Source organism: Cricetibacter osteomyelitidis, assembly GCF_004340985.1.
GTDB lineage: Bacteria > Pseudomonadota > Gammaproteobacteria > Enterobacterales > Pasteurellaceae > Cricetibacter > Cricetibacter osteomyelitidis.
Window position 1 is genome coordinate 1 of the sequence record NZ_SLYB01000005.1, and the last position, 20,963, is coordinate 20,963.

The window sequence follows — 20,963 nt, forward strand, 5'->3', positions numbered from 1 at the left end:
CAAAGCGGGAGTGGGTTTGTCAGTAGTCTGAGCCCTAGCGTATGCTAGGGCTTTTTTTGTAGCAAAAATGTAACAAAGTGCGGTCAAAAAAACATAAATTTTAAAAAATATCTACAAATTTGCTACACTATTTCTGAAAAATCACGTAAAATCCCAAAATCTTGACGAGGATCCCTTTTAGGTGATAAATAACAGATGAAGCTCTCAATAGTAAATTTAGGCTTGCTCCGAGAAGGGCAGGATTACAGACAGGCTATTGAGTCAATAGTGAAGTTGGCTCAAGTTGCAGAAGAGCTGGAATTGGAGCGTTATTGGATCGCAGAACATCATAATTCCAAACATTTGGTGAGTACGTCAACTCAGTTATTGATTCAGCATACTTTATCAAATACTAAGAAAATTAAGGTCGGGGCGGGCGGAGTGATGCTGCCGAATCATAGCCCTTATATTGTTGCGGAGCAATATGCGATGTTAGCAACACTTTATCCGGAACGTGTAGAACTCGGATTAGGGCGTGCGCCCGGCATGGAAGTTCATACTGTGGAAGCTTTACGTCGTCATCTTACACAACATGATTTTCCGATGGATTTGATTGAATTACGCAGTTATTTCGAAAGCAATGCAAGAGTGCATGCCTATTTAGCGGAAAATGTTGAAATGCCTTTTTATATCTTGGGTTCAAGTACGGAAAGTGCATATTTAGCCGCGGAATTAGGGCTGCCTTATTCTTATGCCGCCCATTTTGTTCCGGAGACGATGGAAGAAGCGATTGCCGTTTATCGGAATAATTTTAAACCTTCGAAATATTTAGCTGCCCCCTATGTGATTTTAGGTTTTAATGTGATCGTTGCGGACACAGATGATGAAGCCAAACATCTTGCCACAACACAAACTCAACTATATTTGGATATTGTGACGGATCAGCAATATGGCTTACGTCCGCCATTGAAATCCGACAAAGAAGTGTGGCAGAGACCCTATGTTCATGCTGACCATACTCCTCATTTTGGTCCGGTGGATTTTTCAAATATCCCGTTATACGATCAAGAAGAATTTGTCGTGAAACAGCTTATGGCATGTTCCTTGATTGGTAGCCCGAAAACGGTGGAAGCACAATTAAAAGTACTGAAAAGTGCGGTCAAATTTGAAGAAATTATTGCCTTAAGCCATATTTTTGATGAAGAAAAACAGTATTATTCTTATCGACTATTTAATGAAATAGTCAGAAGACAGTAAAAAATAAAGGTGCATTGAATAAGTGTATCCTTTGTTGATACGCCTATTAGATCAAAGTAACCGCTTTTTGTTCGGAGGTTTGCCGGTGGTTTGCATCATTATTATCATAACTTTTATTCTCTTCACTAAAACCTCATTTGAAAATAAAGTATAAAGGGCTTTTTATTATCAAAAATTTCTATACTAAAAATGAGATTTATTATCATTTTTATTTCTGTTAATATTCATTAACTTTAAATTAACAAAGGAAATGAATACCAATGAACAATCACAATAATGCTTTTCTTAAGAGTCTGACATTGACAGCCGTTATACTTACAACCATATCCATTTCGGCAAATGCTTATCAGCGAAGTGAAGGTTCTATTGCTATTGTCAATGAAGAAGATAACGTTGAAAAAATTGATACCATTACCAGTGATAGTACGGAAGAACGCATTACCGGAAAATTTAATCGTTCCGGTAATCCGGTACGGATTATTTGGTATGGCAATCCCAATGATAGCGATGGAAAAGTGGCACAACTTGCCGCAAAAAATGCCGGACAAATTGCCGGTGGTGTTATTGCCATCGGGAAAACGACAACAGAAAGCGAGGACCGTCGTGGTGCGATTTCCATTGATGGTATTGCCAATGGATTTGATGCATTAGGTTGGTCAGCACCAAGTAACCCGGCAAATGTGATATTTTCTCTGGAAAACATTGAAAATAGCGGGACAATTTCAGCACGGGCGAGCCTACAAGGCGGCAAAGCAGAAACTCATGGCGATGTAAAAAGCTATGGTAGCAGTAACGGGATTTCGATCGTTGGTTTAGCGGATTTTGGTAAACATACCGCAGAGGTGGGAGCAGATGGTATCGCTGATGGTTACAGCGGTGCGACCAGTGTTTCCCGGGTAAGAGTCAGCCGCAGTGCAACGCGTTCCCGAGCTGTCACAGTCGAAGAAAGTACGCCAAGTACACCAGAGTTGGAAAAAGCTGATTTTGAAGGTAAAACCGTAGAAGTGAGCTTACAAAAATTCAAAAACAGCGGACAAATTCACGCCAATATTCAAGCACAAGCAGAGCAAAATACTATAGCCCATACCTCTAGTTATAAACCTCAATTCTATTCTGTTACCACTTCCGCATCCGGTAATGCCGTATCTGCCGCTTCTTATGTAAACACCATTGATAAGCTGACCTTTTCTGAACAACAGAATAATTTTGCCAAACTCGGTGATATTGAAAATAGCGGTAGTTTAAACGGTAATGCAATGCTAAAAGGCGGACAAAATACAACGCATACGACGACCCATTCCACTAACACGGGTAACGGGATTTCAGCGTTGGCACATACCGGTCGTTTTGCCAAGAATAAAACCGAAAGTGCGGTTGGAAATATTCAAAATACCGGACAAATTAACGGAACACTGGAGCAAATTTCAGGCAATAATTCCAACTATCAAGGATTCCATCTCTATTCCGATGCAAATGCCCTTGGTAGCGGTAACGGTGTGTCGGTTACGGCAGACTCCAGTAACGGACAAACCCGTTATCTCTCTTCAAGTGCCACCATCGGTGATGTGCAAAATAGCGGCTATATTCGAGGAACGGCAATAGTTCACGCCGGCAACGGAATGGGGAGTTTAATGGCAAAAGCCGTCTCTTCCGGTAATGGTTTATCTACCTATTCACAAGGCAATAACGGGCAATTATCGGCAATTGGCAACATTGACAATAGCGGAATTATTAGTGGTCAAATTGAAGTCAAAGGTGGACGATCCGGTGATAATTCACGAGATAAGATATTTATCCCGAAAATTGAACAAACATCGGCAAATAATAATTTATTTGGTAACGATGGAATGAATAATTGGCTCGCACCAAGCTCAAAACCAATAGCCGCAACCAGCCCGAAGTTAAGCGAAGAAACCTGTAAATGGTTGGCAGCAGGCACACCGGGCTGTGAAAAAGAAAAACCAAAAGCAGATGACACACCGAATCACGTCAAAGCAACGGTTCAAACATCGACTACCGTCCATTCAAGCGGTAATGGTATTACGGCTTGGAGTTATCTGGAATCAGCGCCCGGCGATTATGCCACGAAAAATTCCCGTTTAGGTAATATATCCAATACCGGTGTAATCAGCGGTTATGCCAAAGTTTTACAAGGTTTCTCGCAAAATCAATTTACACCTGTGGATTACCGCAATAACGGTGCCGGGATCGCGATAAATTCGGAAACCAATGCAAATATTACCAATGCCGGTATTATTTCAGGCAATCACAGTGCATTACTCTCCAGAGGTAAAATAGATACCTCTTGGAGTATTCGTAATCCGGAATACCGTTCCGGCTTTAAAGGAAATATTTATAACTATGGGATCTTAGCCGGTCGTTTGATTATCGGTAATTATGAGTTAGATAATAATTCCGGGCAATATTACCGCTATTTTGATACTAGCGATAAAACCAACTCTAAGGTTAAAAATGCCGGGTTGTATGTAAAACTAGATGAAAATGAAGCAATTGATAAAATTATTGTTGGCAATGATAAGCCGGATAATTTCGTCCAAAACGGCAAAACCTATACCATTGAAAACGCTCCACTCACAACGAATGGCAAAGATAGTGAAAAGGTTACTAATCAAGCTGAAACGATTACCAACAAAATTATCAACGGTGTAGGAATGGCAAATGGAGCATTGTTTGCCAAGCATAATCTAACTCTGACCGACAGTATTGTGAACGGCTATAAAACCGCTTTAAAAATCGCTGAAAACAGCGAGGTAAACCTTAACGGGGCAATCCTTAATGTGAATGGTTTTAAAAACAACCAAATCGATAAACCATTGGCAGTGAAAGGGGATATGGGTACAAATAAACTTATCATTGCAAATAAATCAAATATCAATGGCGATATTGATCTGAAAGCAGGCGACGACCAACTGACGATTAGCGACAGCCACTCCAGATTTAATGGTCGTACGATTGATTTGGGCGAGGGCAACGATACCTTGGCTTTTGGTCAGGAAAATAATCCATTAACCACACCGATTAAGGTGGATTACCATATTGCGAATGCCGAAAATATCTTGATTAATCAACCCACTGAGTTACAAGCCAATGCAGCAGTAAGAGGTACTGATAGCATTACGCTCAATCAAGACCTACACTATCAGGTTCTCAGTCCAAACCAACATGCTTTATTTGATAAAGCTCGCAACAAGTCAATTTCATTAACAGGAAAAGGTAAGTTTGTGGTCGATACGACCAAAGCGACAAGTGAATACGAAGTAAACTTTGGTGGTTTTCAGCTCCAGCCAACTGATATTAAGTTTGCTACCAATAATGTCTTACAATCAGCGATCTTTAAAGACGGAAAATTATTGATACAACCAAAAACCGTAATAACTCAAGAAGAGACGGGACAGCATGCCACATCCGAGCAACAATTCCAAACACCTTATGCAGAGGCTTACAACAGTTATATCGACAGCTGGCGTGTAAATGGTATAAATCCACTGGAAAACAGTGCCTCAACGGATAATAAGTCGGCAAAAGCAGCAAGCGAAGCGATTAATCGCTATTTGGCAGATACCGTAGAACATAATCTGTATGCGGCAATACTTCCGCAATTAGCTCACAATATGGCAGTGAAACGTGATGCGTTGTTGTCTGAGAATAAACGTCTTAATGCGCAAGAATGGATGGTATCGGCACAGGTATTATCACGCCGTAATGACTATCATGAATCGGCTCGGAAGGGTAAAACCCATACCTCGATGTTAGCAATCCATTATGGTATCAACAATGATATTACTACCGGTGCTCATATCAGCACAAACAAAACACAGATTGAAGGTTACCAATCAAGCTATTTGAAAGGTAATGGCATAGCATTTGGCGGCTATATCCGCAGCCGGTTTGAGCGCTTAACGCTAACCGGAGGCGTAATACATGAACAGTTCAACCTAAAAGGCAAACGTACTATCAGCAATAGTTACAACAGTCATCAGTTTGATGCAAACGGCAAAGCCAATGCAACAGGCATTTATACTCAGTTAAAATACGCGTTACCGCTCGGAGAACAATGGCAACTTGTACCTAAATTTGCGGTTGCCTATAGTCGTTTTAATCAAAAAGCGATTAATGAAATCGGAGTAGCAGGGCTAACGATTGATGCACAACATAGTAATCGCCTTGAAGGCATTATCGGCCAGGAATTGATCGCCAATATTCCAACACTTAATGGTAATGCAGTGTTTAAATTCAGCGGTGATTATAGCGTTATTTCCGCAGAAAAAGATTTGCACAGCCATTTCCGTAATGGTCGAACATTCAAAATTCGCAGCGAACCGACACGCCATGTAACTCATGTTGGCTTAGGTGTTGGTTATCAGTGGAAAATCGGTGTTGATCTTTACCTAAATGCTCACAAAGCTTTCAGTAAAACCGGCGACCAGACTTCCATGAATTTGAAAATCGGTTACACCTTCAAATAGCGGATTATCCTTTTCATCTAATGGATTATCAAAGATTTAAGAACAGAAAATAAGGTGCAATGGTCAAAATTGTTTGTATTTTGACCATTACATTTATCCTTTATACCAAAAATATCGTTATTGTCATAACCTTTATTTTTTCACTAAAACGTTATTTGAAAATAACAATCTGTGTTTATTAATGATTTTTTAATCAACACCATTGTTAATGAATACTAAATAGCAATTCATTTTCCCGTATACTTCCACTATCACGGAAAATCATTGTTCCGGCAGCAAAACACATCATAACAGCCAGTAATTTTTAATTAACCGTGGTGAAAAAGACAAATGTCCCAAGCATAAATTATCCTTGTGCAAAATATGATTTACATATTAGATAACTATCGCTGTGATTCGGATAGTTATTTCCCTAATAGGATAAATCATTGATTTATACTCACTGAAGGTATAATAAGAGCGTTTATAACAATCCGGTCAATGTAAAAAAAGCACGATATGCAGCGGCTTTTTTCGCTAAACTTAAAGGGTACGCTCTTGATGTGGAAGGTAATCGACAAAGTTTTAAGTGTCTGCCCGTATAATAATAATCGATCACTTCGTTGGTTTTTGGTAATTTAATTTTTTCCGCTAACAAACTTAGTAACACTTCCGTGGCTTTGCCGCCTGTTGTGCCGATCCATTGGCATTGTGGAAGTTGATTCAACACCGCTTTAAGATCAACCGATTCGACAATTTTTAAAAATTTATCGGAGGCATTACCTTGTTCGCGAATGGCTTTAAATACGGTCGGACAGGAAGCTATACCGCGTTCATTCAAAAATGCTTTGATTTTATCCGCATCAAACTGCTTTTTACCCTTCACTTGAAAATGCTGTGGATCATCAAAAAACACAATGCCGTAAATTCGCCACATATCATTTTGAAAGTTGGGATAATGAAATTCCATCGCCCGTTTATCCGCAGGCGGTGGAAATGTGCCCATCGTCATTACTGTGGCGTTAGCTGGCAATAGCGGAGGGAAAGGATGGTTTTCAATAATTTCTATCATGTTGTTCTCTATAAAATTTTTAAAAAATAGACCGCACTTTTGGGCTAGGCTAAGGTCTCTAAATAAGCTAATAAATCCGTGGGTACAGACCGTGGACCACGCACGCCTTTAATACCGAATTCCCGTAGTTTGGTCAGGTGCAACGTATCCGGAGCATATTGGTACAATAGACGGATTTTCATTACACGTTCGACTTTCACATATTTATTTTTCTTGGTATAAGGCAGATTTATCGCCAATACGTCGCATTTATACAAAATCGCCGAGCGGGGAGCGGCTACATACATATAGATCACATCGCCCACCGCCACATTACTGCTTTGTTTCCACAAAATTTCTGATTGCTCACGAAAGGCTTGTTCCACATCGAAATATTTCGGATTTGCCGGAATCAACCACTGAGAAATCCGGCCGTTTTGCTTACGGCTTTTTAAGTTTTTTGAGCCGGATTTAGTAAGATCATAACTTTGTTGAACCAATTGCAAAATTCGCTCATCAGGCAGCGTATCATCTAATATCACGCTTATCCAGTTTTTCTTATTCATATGATAAGCGGGATAAATACCTTTTTCTTGCAGTAGGTTATTAATGTGTTCACTCTCTACTTTCAAATTGACCACATCCACCATACCTTGCGTTTTTTTCGCCAATTTGCTCTTGTCAATATTCATTACCAAGGCATACCACTTTTCATTGGCAGCATGCTTAAACACACCGAAATTCGGGTATTTTTCCCAAGGAAATACCGGCTTATCCCCATAATTTGCCGCAAATGTTTTTGCTAACCGCTTTGCCTGCGGCGAAATAAAATATTCCTGAATAAAGCAATGCGCTAAAATAGCCTGCAACACGGCAAAATAAGCTTCCCGCACCTGATGTACAAACTCCCCGAGCTGCCCGGCAATATGGATATTATCGTATTCCGCTTCCATCTCCACATCAAATACCCGCCCGCGGACTTCCCCTTTCAATGAAATCCAAATTTCTGCTAAAAATTGACCATTTAGAATCGGACAAGAATAGTAATAACCCTGCTCGGTTTGCGTAAACCCAAAGGACAGCAGCGTAGAAAAATCCACCTCTGCTTTTTGGAAGAATTGTTGTTCGAGGGACATTTGATATTTCTCCGATTGTTTTTGTTATTTATGTTTTTATTATATACCTAATTCTTTTTTTATTTAAATGTGTAGAAAATTGTCGAACAGGAGCAAAGTGCGGTGGAAAACAATTATTAGTTATGGGTAGTCGTATTCAGCAAGCAAATGATGAAATCGTGCGAATTAATGTGCATGGTTTAGAGCATTGGCTTAGATTTTGTTTTTATCGTCCAACAAAAAATCTTCCGATTTTACGGAAGATTTTTCAGTTATTACGCATTAAGCCGTATTTGAACCGACCAATACATTCTAGGGATACAGCATTTTTCCATTAAATAGTGATAATGAAATTACCATTCATATCCCACAGCCGCCGCACCGACAAGATCGCCTCTCGTATCGGAACTGCCGGAAAGTTTTATCATCACTTTACCGTTATCCGAAGCTCTCGAATAGCCCATCGCTACTGCGTTCTCGCCTCGATAGGTCGCAACTCCCACCGCCACTTGTGAGTGTCCGGCACGACGTACTTGCGGTAAGTTACCAATCGCCGCCGCACCCGCAACGCCTGCTCGTAATTTTTTATCTTGACGATTCAGTTTTGCCTCCAAGTTATTAATACGCTTACTGTTATTATTCACTTGCTTGGAAACCTGTTTTAACTGTCCAACATTCACGGCATCCGTATCTTGCGTACCGGCGGCAACATTTTGAATCTTAGTTGGGCCTCCGGCACTATTTTTGATCACAACTCCCGTTGCATTTGAGGTGATTGTTGTTGCATTATTTCCCGAACCTATCTTAACACTGTCCGTTGCGGTAACCGTCTCAAAGGTCGGCTTAGACGAAGTCGCAATACTAATTTTATTGCCGCTTTGCGTAATATTAATGTTTTTACCCGCATCTACCGTCACAGTATTGCCCATTTTAACAGTGTTTTCACTTGAGCCCGTTACCTCGCCTTCACTTGCGCTCGTTGTGATATTCCAACCTTTATTTACCATTTCATTCGTGTCGTTAATAATTTTCTTAATATTATCGGATAAATCGTAAACCACTAAACCGTTACTATCTGTCGTCACCTTCAAACCGGAAGTTGCACCCAAAGTGAGAGTATCGGCGGTTTCCAACGACCATTCGCCTGCCGTTCCATCCGTATTCGGCGCAGTGGCATTATTCTTCACCTTAAAGTTATCTTTCGGTGCCGTTATCGGTCCTGAGGCATTTTTAATTTGTTTAGATAAGGAATCTATTATGGCATAAAGTTGAGAACCATTAATCGCATCTGTTGAATCTTTAGAAATTAAACCTGCGGCAACGTATTGGATACGGCGTTGCTCCTCGTCGTTTCCCACAGACACGACGGAAGAGGGTTTACTTCCTGCAAAACCGCCGTACGTAACCTCATTTATTTCTGCTGAATTAACCATAGTCACCCCTGCTGTAGCATTGGTTAATTGGGATTCCGTACTTGAATAGCTGCCTAAAGCAACGGATTCCTCTTCATCAGCTCTTGCTAACACTCCTAAAGCGATAGAATATTTGCCCTTAGAACGAGCTGCTCTACCAAGACTTATTGTAGCATCTGCGAGTGCACTTGAGCCCCAGCCAATTGCGATTGAGGAATCATCTGTAGATTCTGAACTTACTCCTATAGCAACACTACCGTTGCCAGTGGATTTAGAATTATAACCGGCTGCAATTGCACTATAGTTTGCAGCATTTGCTGAAGATCCTAAGGCAATTGAATTCTCACCTGAGGCATTAGACTGACTTCCTAATGCGGCGGCACTATCTTTTTCCGCTTTAGCCTGCTCTCCAAGTGCTATCGTTTGATTGCCTGACGCTTGAGAATATTGACCTATTGCAATTGCCTCTAATCCATCTGAAAGGCTATAATGTCCCATTGCAATCCCGTAGTTAGAATTTGCCTGAGCCTTACTTCCTACCGTCACAGAACCTTCTCCATAAGCCTTAGAATTATCGCCAATTGCCGTACTATAATTAGCCGACGCATTAGCAAAAATACCAAGTGCTGCAGAGTATGTTCCTGCTGCTTTAGTTTCAGCGCCAATTGCCATTGAACCATTTCCTGTAGCATTAGCGTAAGCACCAAGTGCTGAAGATTGCCATCCTTCTGCTTTAGTTACACCACCAATTGCTGTTGAGAACTCCTCCGTAGCATTAGCTCCACCACCTAAAGCTACGGCATTTGTTTCGGTTGCCTTAGCAAATGATCCCAATGCAATAGCATCAGAATATGTTGAAGTCGCATTACTACCAAGAGATATTGCCCCCGCTCCTGATGAATTAGCGGCATAACCGATACTAACGGATTGACTGCCGCTTGCTTGGGAATAAATACCTTGTGAAATAGTTGCAAAACTTGTTGCATTGGATAAATAACCTAAAGCAAGGGCGTGATGAGCGCTTGCCTTTGCATCTTGACCAATGGCAATTGCATAGATGTCGGAAGCATTTGCAAAGTCACCCAGCGCAATTGAATAAGTAGCGGAAGCTCTCGCGGCATTACCCGTTGCTATAGCGTGATATCCGGCAGCATTTGCACCATAGCCGTTGGCAATTGAGGCTTCTCCAGAAGCATTTGCGACAAAGCCGGTGGCAACCGAGGCTTCTCCGGATGCCTGTGCGCCGTCTCCTAATGCAAGGCTTGCCAAGCCACTTGCATTGGAATTAGAACCCAACGCAGTTGCCATATTGCCCGTTGCTTTAGTGCCGAACCCCATAGCAATTGCACCGTAATCACTGGTTTTAGCGTCATAACCGATAGCAATTGCTGCATTGCCACGACCTGTAGTAGTGCCATTTGCTTGTGCTTCCGCTAAGGATTTGGGATCATAAGAATTAGTCGCTCCTTGCCCAATTGCAATGGACCACTGAGTGTTGGCTGTGGCATCCGATCCGATTGCCACACCGCTAAAATCTGCCGCTTTAACATTTTTACCGATGGCTACTGAATAAGAGCCCGTTACTGTGGCATTATTGCCAATAGCAACAACATCTTGTGTATAATCTGCTGTACTTGGTTTTGCGGTGCTGCCAATGAGAATATTGTTTTTTGTATCATCTTCCGCCGATACCGTTGCTCCGGTAATTTTAGTATTTACAATCGTTGTTGCTAAAGCAGCCGGTGGAGTAAATAATGCTACCGTAATCGCAGAAAGTGCGGTTAATTTCATCGTAGTTTTATTTGTGGAAGATAGGTTATTTTTGGAAGTCGCTAATTCTGAAGCGACTACAGATAGACCAAGTCGATTATGTTTAACTTTAAAAATTTTATTCATTTTTATATCCTTTATTCAGATGTTTTAGTTTCAATCTGTTATCATCCCAAACCAACTTAGATGGTTCACTCACAAAAAAACAGCGTGGATTTTACCTTAAAGTGCGGTTAAAAATACTCACTTTTTTGTAAAGGCATTGTAAATATTGTCGTACGCTTAAAAAATCAATAGTTTACATATGTTTTGGCATATTAAGTTCGGGGTATGGCTGGATAAGTAAACAGCGTATTGAGATGCGTTTTTAGGCTTCGATAAGCGCTTCTAAGTCACTGGTGTGTATAGTGTGATTTGTGGGTTCGCGGGTTAATGATGCATTCATATCATCTTCTCAACCATAAAACCAAGCCGACAAATAGTCATTAAGATGATCAACTTGATATTCTTGAGTTAAAAAAGTTAATTTTTCTTTGGGTATATATTGTAAAAATTTCAGCTAATTTCATAGGATGGCTCCTTAGTAATTATGCTGAAATTTTACGCTATTTTATTGGTTTCGAACAGTTATGGTTACAGACTTGCGTCATCGGGAGAATAACGTCAGTTAGTACTCTGTTAGCTTACTCCATTATTGCAAACAACATTTTTTAAATTTTTTGCCACTGCCGCAAGGGCAAGGTTTGTTCACTCCAACCTTTTTCTCTTTGCGTACAGGTTCAATTGCTTGAACTCGTAAATTAAAAAAGTATGTATAAATCGCACCGGCTGATTCAATAATATGATCAGCAAGATTTTGGCTTTCTTTGACTGTCAATTTCTTCCTACTAGGATTAGATTCGCCATAAAAGGACTCAGCATAAATCACATCATAGCAAGTCTGAATTTCATCAGGTAATTTGCCCCAAGTGAAGTATCGTGCGCCAATAATATAACCGGTACACCATTCCTCCACAGATACATAACCATCTTCGTATGTAGAAAAATACGCAATGTTTTCTTCTTCAAAAAATCGTTGAGCCACGTCGTTATAATGGCGGAATAATAATTCCATCATTAGTTCAAATTCTTGCTGATCGGCTAAAAGTCGCTCCCGATCTTCATCATCGAAAATCACCGACATCCATTGACTTGGTTTCACTAATTCAGGGCTTGCAATCACGGCAGCAAAAAAACCGTCTAAATTTGCAGGTGTGACAATACAGTCCCCATTTTCCCATTCAGTGGCATATTCTAGTAACAGATCTTCTAATACCTCAATTTCTTCATCATCTAGTAGTTGGTTGGGAAATTTAAATTCCATTGGGGTCTCCTTAAAATTAGTTGTTTATTGTGATGTAAGTTTATGATTTGTACTTAAAATAATAGCTGAAATCTAAAATTTTGCTTGTAAATCAAAGATAAAAAGACACAAGTCACAGACTTGCGCTATCGGAGCGTTTAAAATCGGGCAAGAATAGTAATAACCCTGCTCGGTTTGCATAAGCCCAAAGGACAGTAGCGTAGAAAAATCTACCTCAGCTTTTTGGAAGAATTGTTGTTCGAGAGACATTTTGCATTTCTCCGGTTGTTATTGAGATTTTTATTATATACCTGATTCTTTTTTATTTAAAAATCGAACAGAAGTAAAGTGCGGTGGAAATGTAAATACTCCATTCCTTAGAAAACCACTCGACCGCTTAAGAAAGTGTTATAGGCTAAAATATTAAAAATTGTATCTTACCTGTTTATACATAAGAGGTATGTATAGTTAAACTATACAAAGAGGTAAGGCAATGATTCTATCTTTTAAACATAAAGGACTTGAACGCTTTTTTAAAACCGGTTCAACCGTTGGTATTCAGGCAAAGCACGCCAATAAACTTCGCTTGCAGTTACCCACGTTCAATAATACCGAGACAGTTATAGCGATGGATATATCGGGCTGGAAGTTGCATAAATAACAGGGTAATTTAGCCGAACATTGGTCAATTAGCGTAAATAGCAACTGGCAATTAACCTTTAAGTTTGAAAACGGACACGCTGAAATTGTGGACTATCAGGATTATTACTAAAGAATATGTACAATCCACCACACCACGGTCTTTTACCCACTAAATCATCTGCTTTAGTGGGGTTTTCTACGCATAAAAGAACATCTTTCATAATTAAAATTTCAGCTAATTTCACAGAATAGCTCCTTAGTAATTATACTGAAGTTTTACGCTATTTTATAGGTTTCGAGTAGTATGACTATAGACTTGTGCTACCGTGGGATTATATTTTATTTAACTTTAATAGAGTTTCCAAACCATATTTTTTTATCAATTTACTTTCAAATTCAGGCTCAATATAAAAAGTAAATGCTAGTTCCCCTTGCAATTTTTTAGCTTCATCATCATTAATCTTTCCCAGTGAATAATGATGAACTTTTGATGATAGTACTCTTTTCTTATTTCTTCCTATCGATAATTTATTATCATTAGTTAGCCTTATTCCTGTAACATGTCTATTATTAGCTTTAGATGAAAAAATAGTTTTTTTATTATTTATAATAATTTTTCCTGAAAATTCCTCTAATAAAATTTTTTTTATCTCATTAGGAATATCAAATAATATATTTCTCACATTGGTTGTGAATGTTATATCATCTGCATATCTTGTATAAGTCACATTAATATTATTACAATAATCATTAATTTTTTTATCAAAAGAATACATTATAAAGTTAGATATTAATGGAGAACTAGGAGCACCTATACTTAATGATAAATATTCTTTATATCTACTAGGCTTCCAAAATAATAATCTTGATATAATCTCCCTATCTTCAACACTATAACTGATGTTATTTTTATCTAATTGGTCAAAGAAAATCTCTGGAGTTATTGAAGGGAAAAAATTTTTAAAATCCATTTTCAATAAATATTGAGATTTTAAATGTTTTTGTGCATTATCTTTGATACTTACTTCTTTTTTATAAGAAAATACAGCCTCATGCACTGGTAGAATGTTCGATAAAATCCCATTCAGTGCTCTCTGGATAAATTTTAATTCTTTTGATGGATGAGCTATAGTTCTTTTTTTCTTAGAGTTTCGTTTAGGTATTTGATAAACCTTATACCTATATGGTGAAGTTGATGCAAATTTTTTTAGTTCCTGCATATCTAATAGTAGTGTATCCATAAGAATATCTAAGATTGTCATGATCTATGTTCCTTCATAATATATTTAAGTGCGGACTTTCTTTTTCTAGCTATATCATCATTAGATTGCATATATGATTCTCTTAATTTCATCTTATGTTTGCTCTCATCAAATTTAGTTCCTTCATTATTTTTACCAAATTTAACAAAACATTTATCTTTATAATTTGAACTAGGATAGTAAAATTTATATGAACTATAGTCATATACATTAATATATTCTAACTTATCTAACAAATATAAAAACCTCTTTACTTCCGTTTGTGTTAAATCAATATATAAAGCAGCTAAACTGAATTCTATTTCTGTCAGTATTATAGGATAAGACAATCTTACTATTTCACAAATCAAAAAAATTATATGCGTTATATTATTTGAATCAAACTTCTGTGTTTTATCAAGTTTAGATAAAATTTCTTTAGTACATGAGATTATATCGTCTACATGAGACTGATCAAAATCAATCCCTTTTTTGGGGAAAGGATAGCTTAATACTAACTTATCATTCTTTCTTTTTATATGAGTCAATGGACCTAAATAAATGAAAGAATCTTTACTTTCTGTATTAGGCGTAATAATTAATAGTTTATTATAAAAGTCAGATTTGTTTGAAAATAACCCTAATTCAACCAGAGAACCAGGACTTTCTAAAAAAATTATTATTAACGCTGATATATGAGCAATATCAGTTTCGAAAGTTAATAAATCATTATATAAACCATCTTGTAAGTAATCCTTAAATGATTCTGCCATAATTAATAATGATTCTAATTCAGGATTACTAGAGGCAGCTCTCTCAAAAAAATATTCTCTGAAACTATTTGGAGGCGGATTTTTTATATCGACATACCCTCCACAAACAAATATTTTTTGCTCACTCAGTTGGACTATAAATTGTTTAAGCTCATAAGAACCATACAGATCTATTAGTATATCTTCATACTTATTTTTATTCATATATTAAAATCTTACAATTCATAAAAAAGGCAATCCACATAAAGTAGACTGCCTTCTGAAGATACTCTTTACTAAAGGCCGCGTTAGAAAATTTTCTATCGCTCCGAATCCAGGATCGATAGAAAATTTTCTAACGCATCCTAAATCTAATCAATAAATTTGAGTCTAGCTAAACACCTGACTGAGCAATTTGCTTACAAACGCTAAAGAGTAGTTGAGATTATACTATAAAAATTTATTTTTGATAATCTTTTATACCTTTTCCATTCTAAATTATCAGGGCAACCGCATACTTTTTTATTCTGCCTGAACACCAAATAGTAACTCTTCTCTGAAATTATTCGACCAACCTGCGAATTTCAATTTTCCCTGCATACTAGTTTCGCTTGGATGTAAACACGAAAGATTTAAGACAAACAGCGTAAAATTGCCTTATTTTCTGTTGTAATGCAGATAGTCCTAATCTTTTCATATGCTCAGATATATTCTTAAAATTCATATAATTGAATACCTACTTAGATAATTCCCCAATTAAAAAATCAACCCATTTTTTAGAATATAAGTAAGAATCATATCCTTCAATATAAGCTGAGTATTCGCCTTTAAACTTAGTATCAATAGAGTTCGGTCTAGCATTATATTTTTTCCAACACTCTGTATGTTTATGAATGTTAAATGTAGGTATTTTTTCTTTTATAAGCTCTACAACTCTAGACGGCTTAAATTTATAAGGAAATTCAACTTGCTTTAGAAAACTTATAGCATGTTCATAGTTTTTTTTCTGTTCATCAGATAAGTAATCTACATGAATGAATTCAATAGATAAATCAGAAGAATTAATGTTATTTGATATTTTAGGTATTAAATACACGGATATTCTATAATTCTGACTATTTATAATATCTTCATTTAAACTTCCCCGATAGCTATCCATAAATTTCTTAATATCTTGATAGGCTTGAGTTTGGAATTCCTTTCTTGCCTTAATTTGAGCTTGTGATGAGATATTATTTAATTGCATTGCGATAGCTAGATTTGTTCCTAATGCATATTTCTCTCCAAATTCTCTAACTAGCAATAGCTCAAAATTATTCAATGCAGCTTGACATTCACCTGCTACCATTATATCTATTGCAGGTAATCCCCTATGTTCAATTTTATTTCTTAGCTTTATTAAAAAATCTAAATTGCTCTTTTCTGGTTTATTGGAATTTATCCAATATTTATCTAAGCAAGTTGATAATTCCCAAGCTTTTTCCTGTCCGTCAATTATCTTAAAATCCCCATTTTTACCTTTATAGTAGTAAACTTCATTTCTTCTTTCAAAAATAGCATGAAATAAAGATGTATAAGCAATTATTATATTAACTATAAAGCCGTAAGTTTTAAATTCTGTAAAAGGATTGTTATATATTGAAACAGCAAGTAGTGCAAATTCTCTTGCTTTGTTTAGTAATTTACCATATTCCACTCTATTTATATCGAAACTATTCTTTTGAGAGGAAATACTTCTGAATTGCTCTTTGCTTATTGTTTTCAAAGTTTTAACAATATATTCAAAATTGCTTTTTTCTATATATTGATACCACTTTTTAGATAAATATGTTTTACAGGTACTCTCACTTAAACCTGAATAATATGATAATTCCTTTATGTTGAAAGTATCATCTAAGTTTTCTCTCTCCACTAAGAAATCATAAGCTTTATCTATATGAATATATCTATTTTCCATATAATTTACCTATTTATTAATTAAACAGGGCAAAGAACATACTTTGCCCTATTATTTATTATCCCAACACCACCCTCGCATTCCTAAACATCCGCATCCAAGCGCCGTCTTCGCTCCAATCTTCCGGATACCAAGAGTTGCTGACTGCTCGGAATACACGTTCAGGGTGTGGCATCATTGCAGCGATGCGGCCGTCTAGGTTAGTGATGATGGTGATACCGTCGGTTGAGCCGTTCGGGTTTGCCGGGTATTGTTCGGTTGGGTTGCCGAGGCTGTCCACATATTGACCGACGATTAAGTTTTGGGCACGAAGTGCGGTCAGATTTTCGAGAGTTTTGAACTCGGTTTGACCTTCGCCGTGGGAAACCGCAATCGGCATATGGCTGCCTGCCATTCCTTGGAACCAAAGCGATCCGGTGTCGTTGATTTTCACCATTGCGACACGGGCTTCAAAACGTTCCGATTTATTGCGCACGAAACGCGGCCAGTTTTCGGTTCCCGGGATAATTTCCGCAAGGTTGGAAATCATTTGGCAGCCGTTGCACACCCCTAAAGCAAGGGTGTTTGGATTGGCAAAGAATTGGCTGAACTGATCACGAAGTGCGGTATTAAATAGGATCGATTTTGCCCAACCGCCGCCGGCGCCCAGTACGTCGCCATAAGAGAAGCCGCCGCAGGCGACTAACGCATTGAAATCCTTGAGGTTTCGTCTGCCGCTCATTAGGTCGGACATATGTCCGTCAATGGCATCGAAGCCGGCACGATCAAATGCCGCCGCCATTTCGTAATGGCTGTTTACTCCTTGCTCACGCAAAATTGCAATACGTGGTTTGGCGCCTTTGGCAATATAAGGTGCGGCAATGTCTTCATTCACGTCATAACTTAAATGCACGGATAACCCTTTGTTATTCGGGTCTTTTTTCGCAGCGAACTCTTGATCGGCACATTCCGGATTGTCACGCAGGCGTTGCATTTGATGGGTCAGTTCCGCCCAGATACCACGCAATTCGGAGCGTTTTTCGCTGAGTAATACTTTAACGCCACGCACAATTTCAAAATGATCGTTATCCATTACCAGGCCTAATTCCTTGGTTAAATGGATTAAACCGTGTTGGCTTAGAACCTCACGCACGGCATTTAAATCACTTTCCCGAACCTGAATCACTGCGCCCAATTCTTCATTGAACAACACGCCTAAATCATTATCGCCAAGCGCTGAAATATCCACAGAAACGCCGCAGTTGCCGGCAAACGCCATTTCCGCCAACGTCACCACTAACCCACCGTCCGAACGGTCGTGGTAGGCAAGCAATTTTTGCTGGGCAACCAAGGCTTGCATTGCGTTAAAGAAATTTTTTAAGGTTTGCGCATTCACCACATCTGCCGGCTTGTCGCCTAATTGTTTGTAAACCTGCGCAAGTGCGGTGGCGCCCAAGCGATTTTTGCCTTCGCCCAAATCAATTAACAACAAACGGCTGTCGCCTTTGTCGGTGCGTAATTGCGGTGTCACGGTTTTGCGTACATCTTCCACACGAGCAAAGGCGGAAATCACCAAAGAAAGCGGTGCGGTGACGGTTTTTTGTTCGCCATCGTCATTCCACGTGGTTTTCATTGACATCGAATCCTTGCCCACCGGAATGGTCAGCCCCAATGCCGGACAAAGCTCTTCGCCCACGGCTTTAACCGCCTCATAAAGCCCGGCATCTTCGCCTTTATGACCGGCGGCGGACATCCAGTTTGCCGATAATTTAATGCGTTTAATATCGCCGATTTCCGTTGCCGCAATATTGGTAATTGCCTCCGCCACGGCAAGGCGTGCCGACGCGCCGAAATCCAATAAGGCAACCGGTGCACGCTCGCCCATTGCCATCGCCTCGCCGTAATAGCTGTCCAAGCTCGCTGTGGTGACGGCACAATCCGCCACCGGAATTTGCCACGGGCCGACCATCTGATCACGTGCCACCATTCCGGTGACCGAGCGGTCGCCAATGGTGATTAAGAAGGTTTTTTCCGCCACCACAGGCAAACGTAACACCCGATGTAGCGCTTCTTTTAGCTGAATCCCCTCTTGCGAAACCGGCGCATTTTCAACCGCACTTTTTGCCGCATTACGGGTCATTTTCGGCGTTTTTCCCAATAACACATTCATCGGTAAATCAATCGGATTATTGTCAAAATGCGCATCGTGCAAGGTTAGATGTTCTTCCGCCGTTGCCTCACCGATAATCGCATAAGGCGCACGTTCACGGCGACAAAATTCCTCAAACACCGCCAATTTATCCGGCGCAACCGCCAGCACATAGCGCTCCTGCGATTCATTACACCAAATTTCCAACGGCGACATTCCTTTTTCATCGCACAAAATATCACGCAGCTCGAATTTGCCACCCCGTCCGCCATCGTGCACCAATTCCGGCATCGCATTGGATAAACCGCCTGCGCCCACATCGTGAATAAAGGCAATCGGATTATCCTCGCCTAACTGCCAGCAGCGGTCGATTACCTCCTGACAACGGCGCTCCATTTCCGGATTATCCCGTTGCACGGAAGCAAAATCCAAATCCTCTTTTGACTTACCGGATGCCATCGACGATGCTGCACCGCCGCCCAAGCCGATATTCATCGCAGGCCCGCCCAGCACCACCAATTTCGCCCCGACAGGAATTTCCCCTTTTTGCACGTGTTCGGCACGAATATTGCCAATACCGCCGGCAAGCATAATCGGCTTATGATAGCCGCGCACTTCCTCGCCGCCAAAGCTGTTGACCTTTTCCTCATAAGTACGGAAATAACCGAGTAACGCCGGACGACCAAATTCATTATTAAACGCTGCACCGCCTAAAGGGCCTTCAATCATAATATCCAATGCCGAAGCGATACGGCTCGGCTTAGAAAGCGGATTTTCCCAAGGCTGCTCAAAGCCCGGAATCACCAAATTCGACACAGAAAAGCCCACAAGACCGGCTTTCGGCTTCGCACCACGACCTGTTGCACCCTCATCACGAATCTCACCGCCCGAGCCCGTTGCCGCCCCCGGGAACGGCGAAATTGCCGTCGGGTGATTATGGGTTTCCACCTTCATTAAAATATGCGCCTCTTCGTTGTGATAACGATATTGCCCGTCCTGATCGGGAAAGAAACGCCCGATTTTCGAACCTTCCATCACCGCCGCATTGTCTTTATAGGCGGAAAGCACATAATCCGGCGTTTTCTCAAAGGTATTTTTAATCATCTTAAACAGGGATTTTTCCTGTTTTTCACCGTCAATCACCCAATCCGCATTAAAAATCTTATGGCGGCAATGCTCCGAGTTTGCCTGCGCAAACATATACAGCTCAATATCATTCGGATTGCGCCCAAGTGCGGTGAAATTTTCCACTAAATAATCAATCTCATCTTCCGCCAGCGCCAAGCCTAACTCCACATTTGCCGCTTCCAACGCCTGACGGCCGCCGGTTAATACATCAACAGTGGTAAATGGTTTAGGTTCTTGTTGTTGGAATAACGCTTGTGCTTCGCTTTCGATACGAATCACGGTTTCCATCATGCGATCGTGCAAAAGTGCGGTCAGTTTTTCTGTTTTTTCTGTGTCTAATTCAGTTGAAAATTCAAAGTAATAGGCAAGTCCGCGTTCAATACGTTGCACCTTGCTTAGGCCGCAGTTATGAGCAATGTCGGTGGCTTTGGAAGACCAGGAGGAAATTGTGCCGATGCGAGGAATCACGATAAAGGTTTCGCCTTTCGGCTCATGTTCTGCTAACGTTGGACCATAATGCAATAATTCGGTGAGCTCTTTTTCTTCAAGTGCGGTCAATTTTTCATTTAAATTGACGAAATGCACGTATTCAGCATAAACGGATTTCACCGACAATGCTGCTTTTTCAAAACGTGCTAATAATTGATTAATACGGAATTCGGAAAGGGCTGGCGAGCCACGGAAGATTTGTAACATAGGAGTTTCACCAAAGTTGAGTTGTAC

Annotated in this window: 12 protein-coding genes and 1 pseudogene; 3 read left to right on the forward strand and 10 right to left on the reverse strand. The window is 39.7% G+C overall.

Annotated features, from left to right (window positions below; all coding sequences use genetic code 11):
* The first annotated feature begins 195 nt into the window (after positions 1-195).
* Together EDC44_RS03410 and EDC44_RS03415 are read left to right on the forward strand one after the other, a co-directional pair.
* Entirely contained in the window at positions 196-1,236 is a 1,041-nt protein-coding gene (locus EDC44_RS03410; protein WP_131975408.1) for an LLM class flavin-dependent oxidoreductase, read from the forward strand.
* 260 nt (positions 1,237-1,496) lie between these two features.
* Positions 1,497-5,723 carry an autotransporter outer membrane beta-barrel domain-containing protein gene (locus EDC44_RS03415; RefSeq protein WP_131975410.1) on the forward strand — a complete coding sequence of 1,409 codons (4,227 nt, stop codon included), beginning with the start codon at positions 1,497-1,499 and terminating at the stop codon, positions 5,721-5,723.
* A 463-nt stretch (positions 5,724-6,186) separates the two neighbouring features.
* Here EDC44_RS03415 and EDC44_RS03420 read toward each other — a convergent pair whose 3' ends face one another.
* From EDC44_RS03420 to EDC44_RS12940, 5 genes are all read right to left on the reverse strand, one after another.
* Positions 6,187-6,774 (reverse strand): DNA glycosylase, encoded by a 588-nt coding sequence (locus EDC44_RS03420; protein ID WP_131975412.1) that lies wholly within the window; start codon positions 6,772-6,774, stop codon positions 6,187-6,189.
* A 44-nt stretch (positions 6,775-6,818) separates the two neighbouring features.
* A complete protein-coding gene (locus EDC44_RS03425) occupies positions 6,819-7,889 on the reverse strand; it encodes an MmcQ/YjbR family DNA-binding protein (RefSeq protein ID WP_131975414.1) in 1,071 nt (356 codons plus the stop codon).
* A 332-nt stretch (positions 7,890-8,221) separates the two neighbouring features.
* Positions 8,222-11,176, reverse strand: a complete 2,955-nt coding sequence (locus EDC44_RS03430; RefSeq protein ID WP_131975416.1) for a YadA-like family protein — start codon at positions 11,174-11,176, stop codon at positions 8,222-8,224.
* A gap of 565 nt (positions 11,177-11,741) precedes the next feature.
* Complete coding sequence (locus EDC44_RS03435) at positions 11,742-12,413, reverse strand: UPF0149 family protein (RefSeq protein ID WP_131975418.1); 672 nt, start codon at positions 12,411-12,413, stop codon at positions 11,742-11,744.
* 72 nt (positions 12,414-12,485) lie between these two features.
* Complete coding sequence (locus tag EDC44_RS12940; RefSeq protein WP_165870221.1) at positions 12,486-12,662, reverse strand: hypothetical protein; 177 nt, start codon at positions 12,660-12,662, stop codon at positions 12,486-12,488.
* A gap of 223 nt (positions 12,663-12,885) precedes the next feature.
* Here EDC44_RS12940 and EDC44_RS03440 point away from each other — a divergent pair.
* Positions 12,886-13,164 (forward strand): annotated as a pseudogene (locus tag EDC44_RS03440) (type II toxin-antitoxin system RelE/ParE family toxin).
* On the opposite strand, the gene EDC44_RS12945 reads toward EDC44_RS03440, so the two are convergent.
* The 5 genes from EDC44_RS12945 to purL form a co-directional block, all read right to left on the reverse strand.
* On the reverse strand, positions 13,112-13,279 hold the full coding sequence (locus tag EDC44_RS12945) for a hypothetical protein (protein WP_165870220.1): 168 nt from the start codon (positions 13,277-13,279) through the stop codon (positions 13,112-13,114). The pseudogene EDC44_RS03440 and the gene EDC44_RS12945 overlap by 53 nt on opposite strands.
* An 87-nt stretch (positions 13,280-13,366) precedes the next feature.
* Positions 13,367-14,296 carry a retron St85 family RNA-directed DNA polymerase gene (locus tag EDC44_RS03445; RefSeq protein ID WP_131975420.1) on the reverse strand — a complete coding sequence of 310 codons (930 nt, stop codon included), beginning with the start codon at positions 14,294-14,296 and terminating at the stop codon, positions 13,367-13,369.
* Complete coding sequence (locus EDC44_RS03450; RefSeq protein WP_131975422.1) at positions 14,293-15,252, reverse strand: retron St85 family effector protein; 960 nt, start codon at positions 15,250-15,252, stop codon at positions 14,293-14,295. The genes EDC44_RS03445 and EDC44_RS03450 overlap by 4 nt, the downstream gene beginning before the upstream one ends.
* 511 nt (positions 15,253-15,763) lie before the next feature.
* Positions 15,764-16,984 carry a DUF3644 domain-containing protein gene (locus EDC44_RS03455; protein ID WP_131975424.1) on the reverse strand — a complete coding sequence of 407 codons (1,221 nt, stop codon included), beginning with the start codon at positions 16,982-16,984 and terminating at the stop codon, positions 15,764-15,766.
* Between the two features lie 58 nt (positions 16,985-17,042).
* Positions 17,043-20,936: a phosphoribosylformylglycinamidine synthase gene (gene purL, locus EDC44_RS03460; protein ID WP_131975426.1), complete on the reverse strand. Its 3,894-nt coding sequence runs from the start codon at positions 20,934-20,936 to the stop codon at positions 17,043-17,045.
* Positions 20,937-20,963 lie beyond the last annotated feature (27 nt).

Bases quoted from the DNA above. Each gene is read 5' to 3' on its own strand.
- EDC44_RS03425 (WP_131975414.1), bottom strand. From the start codon at position 7,889: ATGTCCCTCGAACAACAATTCTTCCAAAAAGCAGAGGTGGATTTTTCT.
- EDC44_RS03420 (WP_131975412.1), bottom strand. From the start codon at position 6,774: ATGATAGAAATTATTGAAAACCATCCTTTCCCTCCGCTATTGCCAGCT.
- purL (WP_131975426.1), bottom strand. From the start codon at position 20,936: ATGTTACAAATCTTCCGTGGCTCGCCAGCCCTTTCCGAATTCCGTATT.
- EDC44_RS03435 (WP_131975418.1), bottom strand. From the start codon at position 12,413: ATGGAATTTAAATTTCCCAACCAACTACTAGATGATGAAGAAATTGAG.
- EDC44_RS03455 (WP_131975424.1), bottom strand. From the start codon at position 16,984: ATGGAAAATAGATATATTCATATAGATAAAGCTTATGATTTCTTAGTG.
- EDC44_RS03430 (WP_131975416.1), bottom strand. From the start codon at position 11,176: ATGAATAAAATTTTTAAAGTTAAACATAATCGACTTGGTCTATCTGTA.
- EDC44_RS03450 (WP_131975422.1), bottom strand. From the start codon at position 15,252: ATGAATAAAAATAAGTATGAAGATATACTAATAGATCTGTATGGTTCT.
- EDC44_RS03445 (WP_131975420.1), bottom strand. From the start codon at position 14,296: ATGACAATCTTAGATATTCTTATGGATACACTACTATTAGATATGCAG.
- EDC44_RS03410 (WP_131975408.1), top strand. From the start codon at position 196: ATGAAGCTCTCAATAGTAAATTTAGGCTTGCTCCGAGAAGGGCAGGAT.
- EDC44_RS12940 (WP_165870221.1), bottom strand. From the start codon at position 12,662: ATGTCTCTCGAACAACAATTCTTCCAAAAAGCTGAGGTAGATTTTTCT.
- EDC44_RS03415 (WP_131975410.1), top strand. From the start codon at position 1,497: ATGAACAATCACAATAATGCTTTTCTTAAGAGTCTGACATTGACAGCC.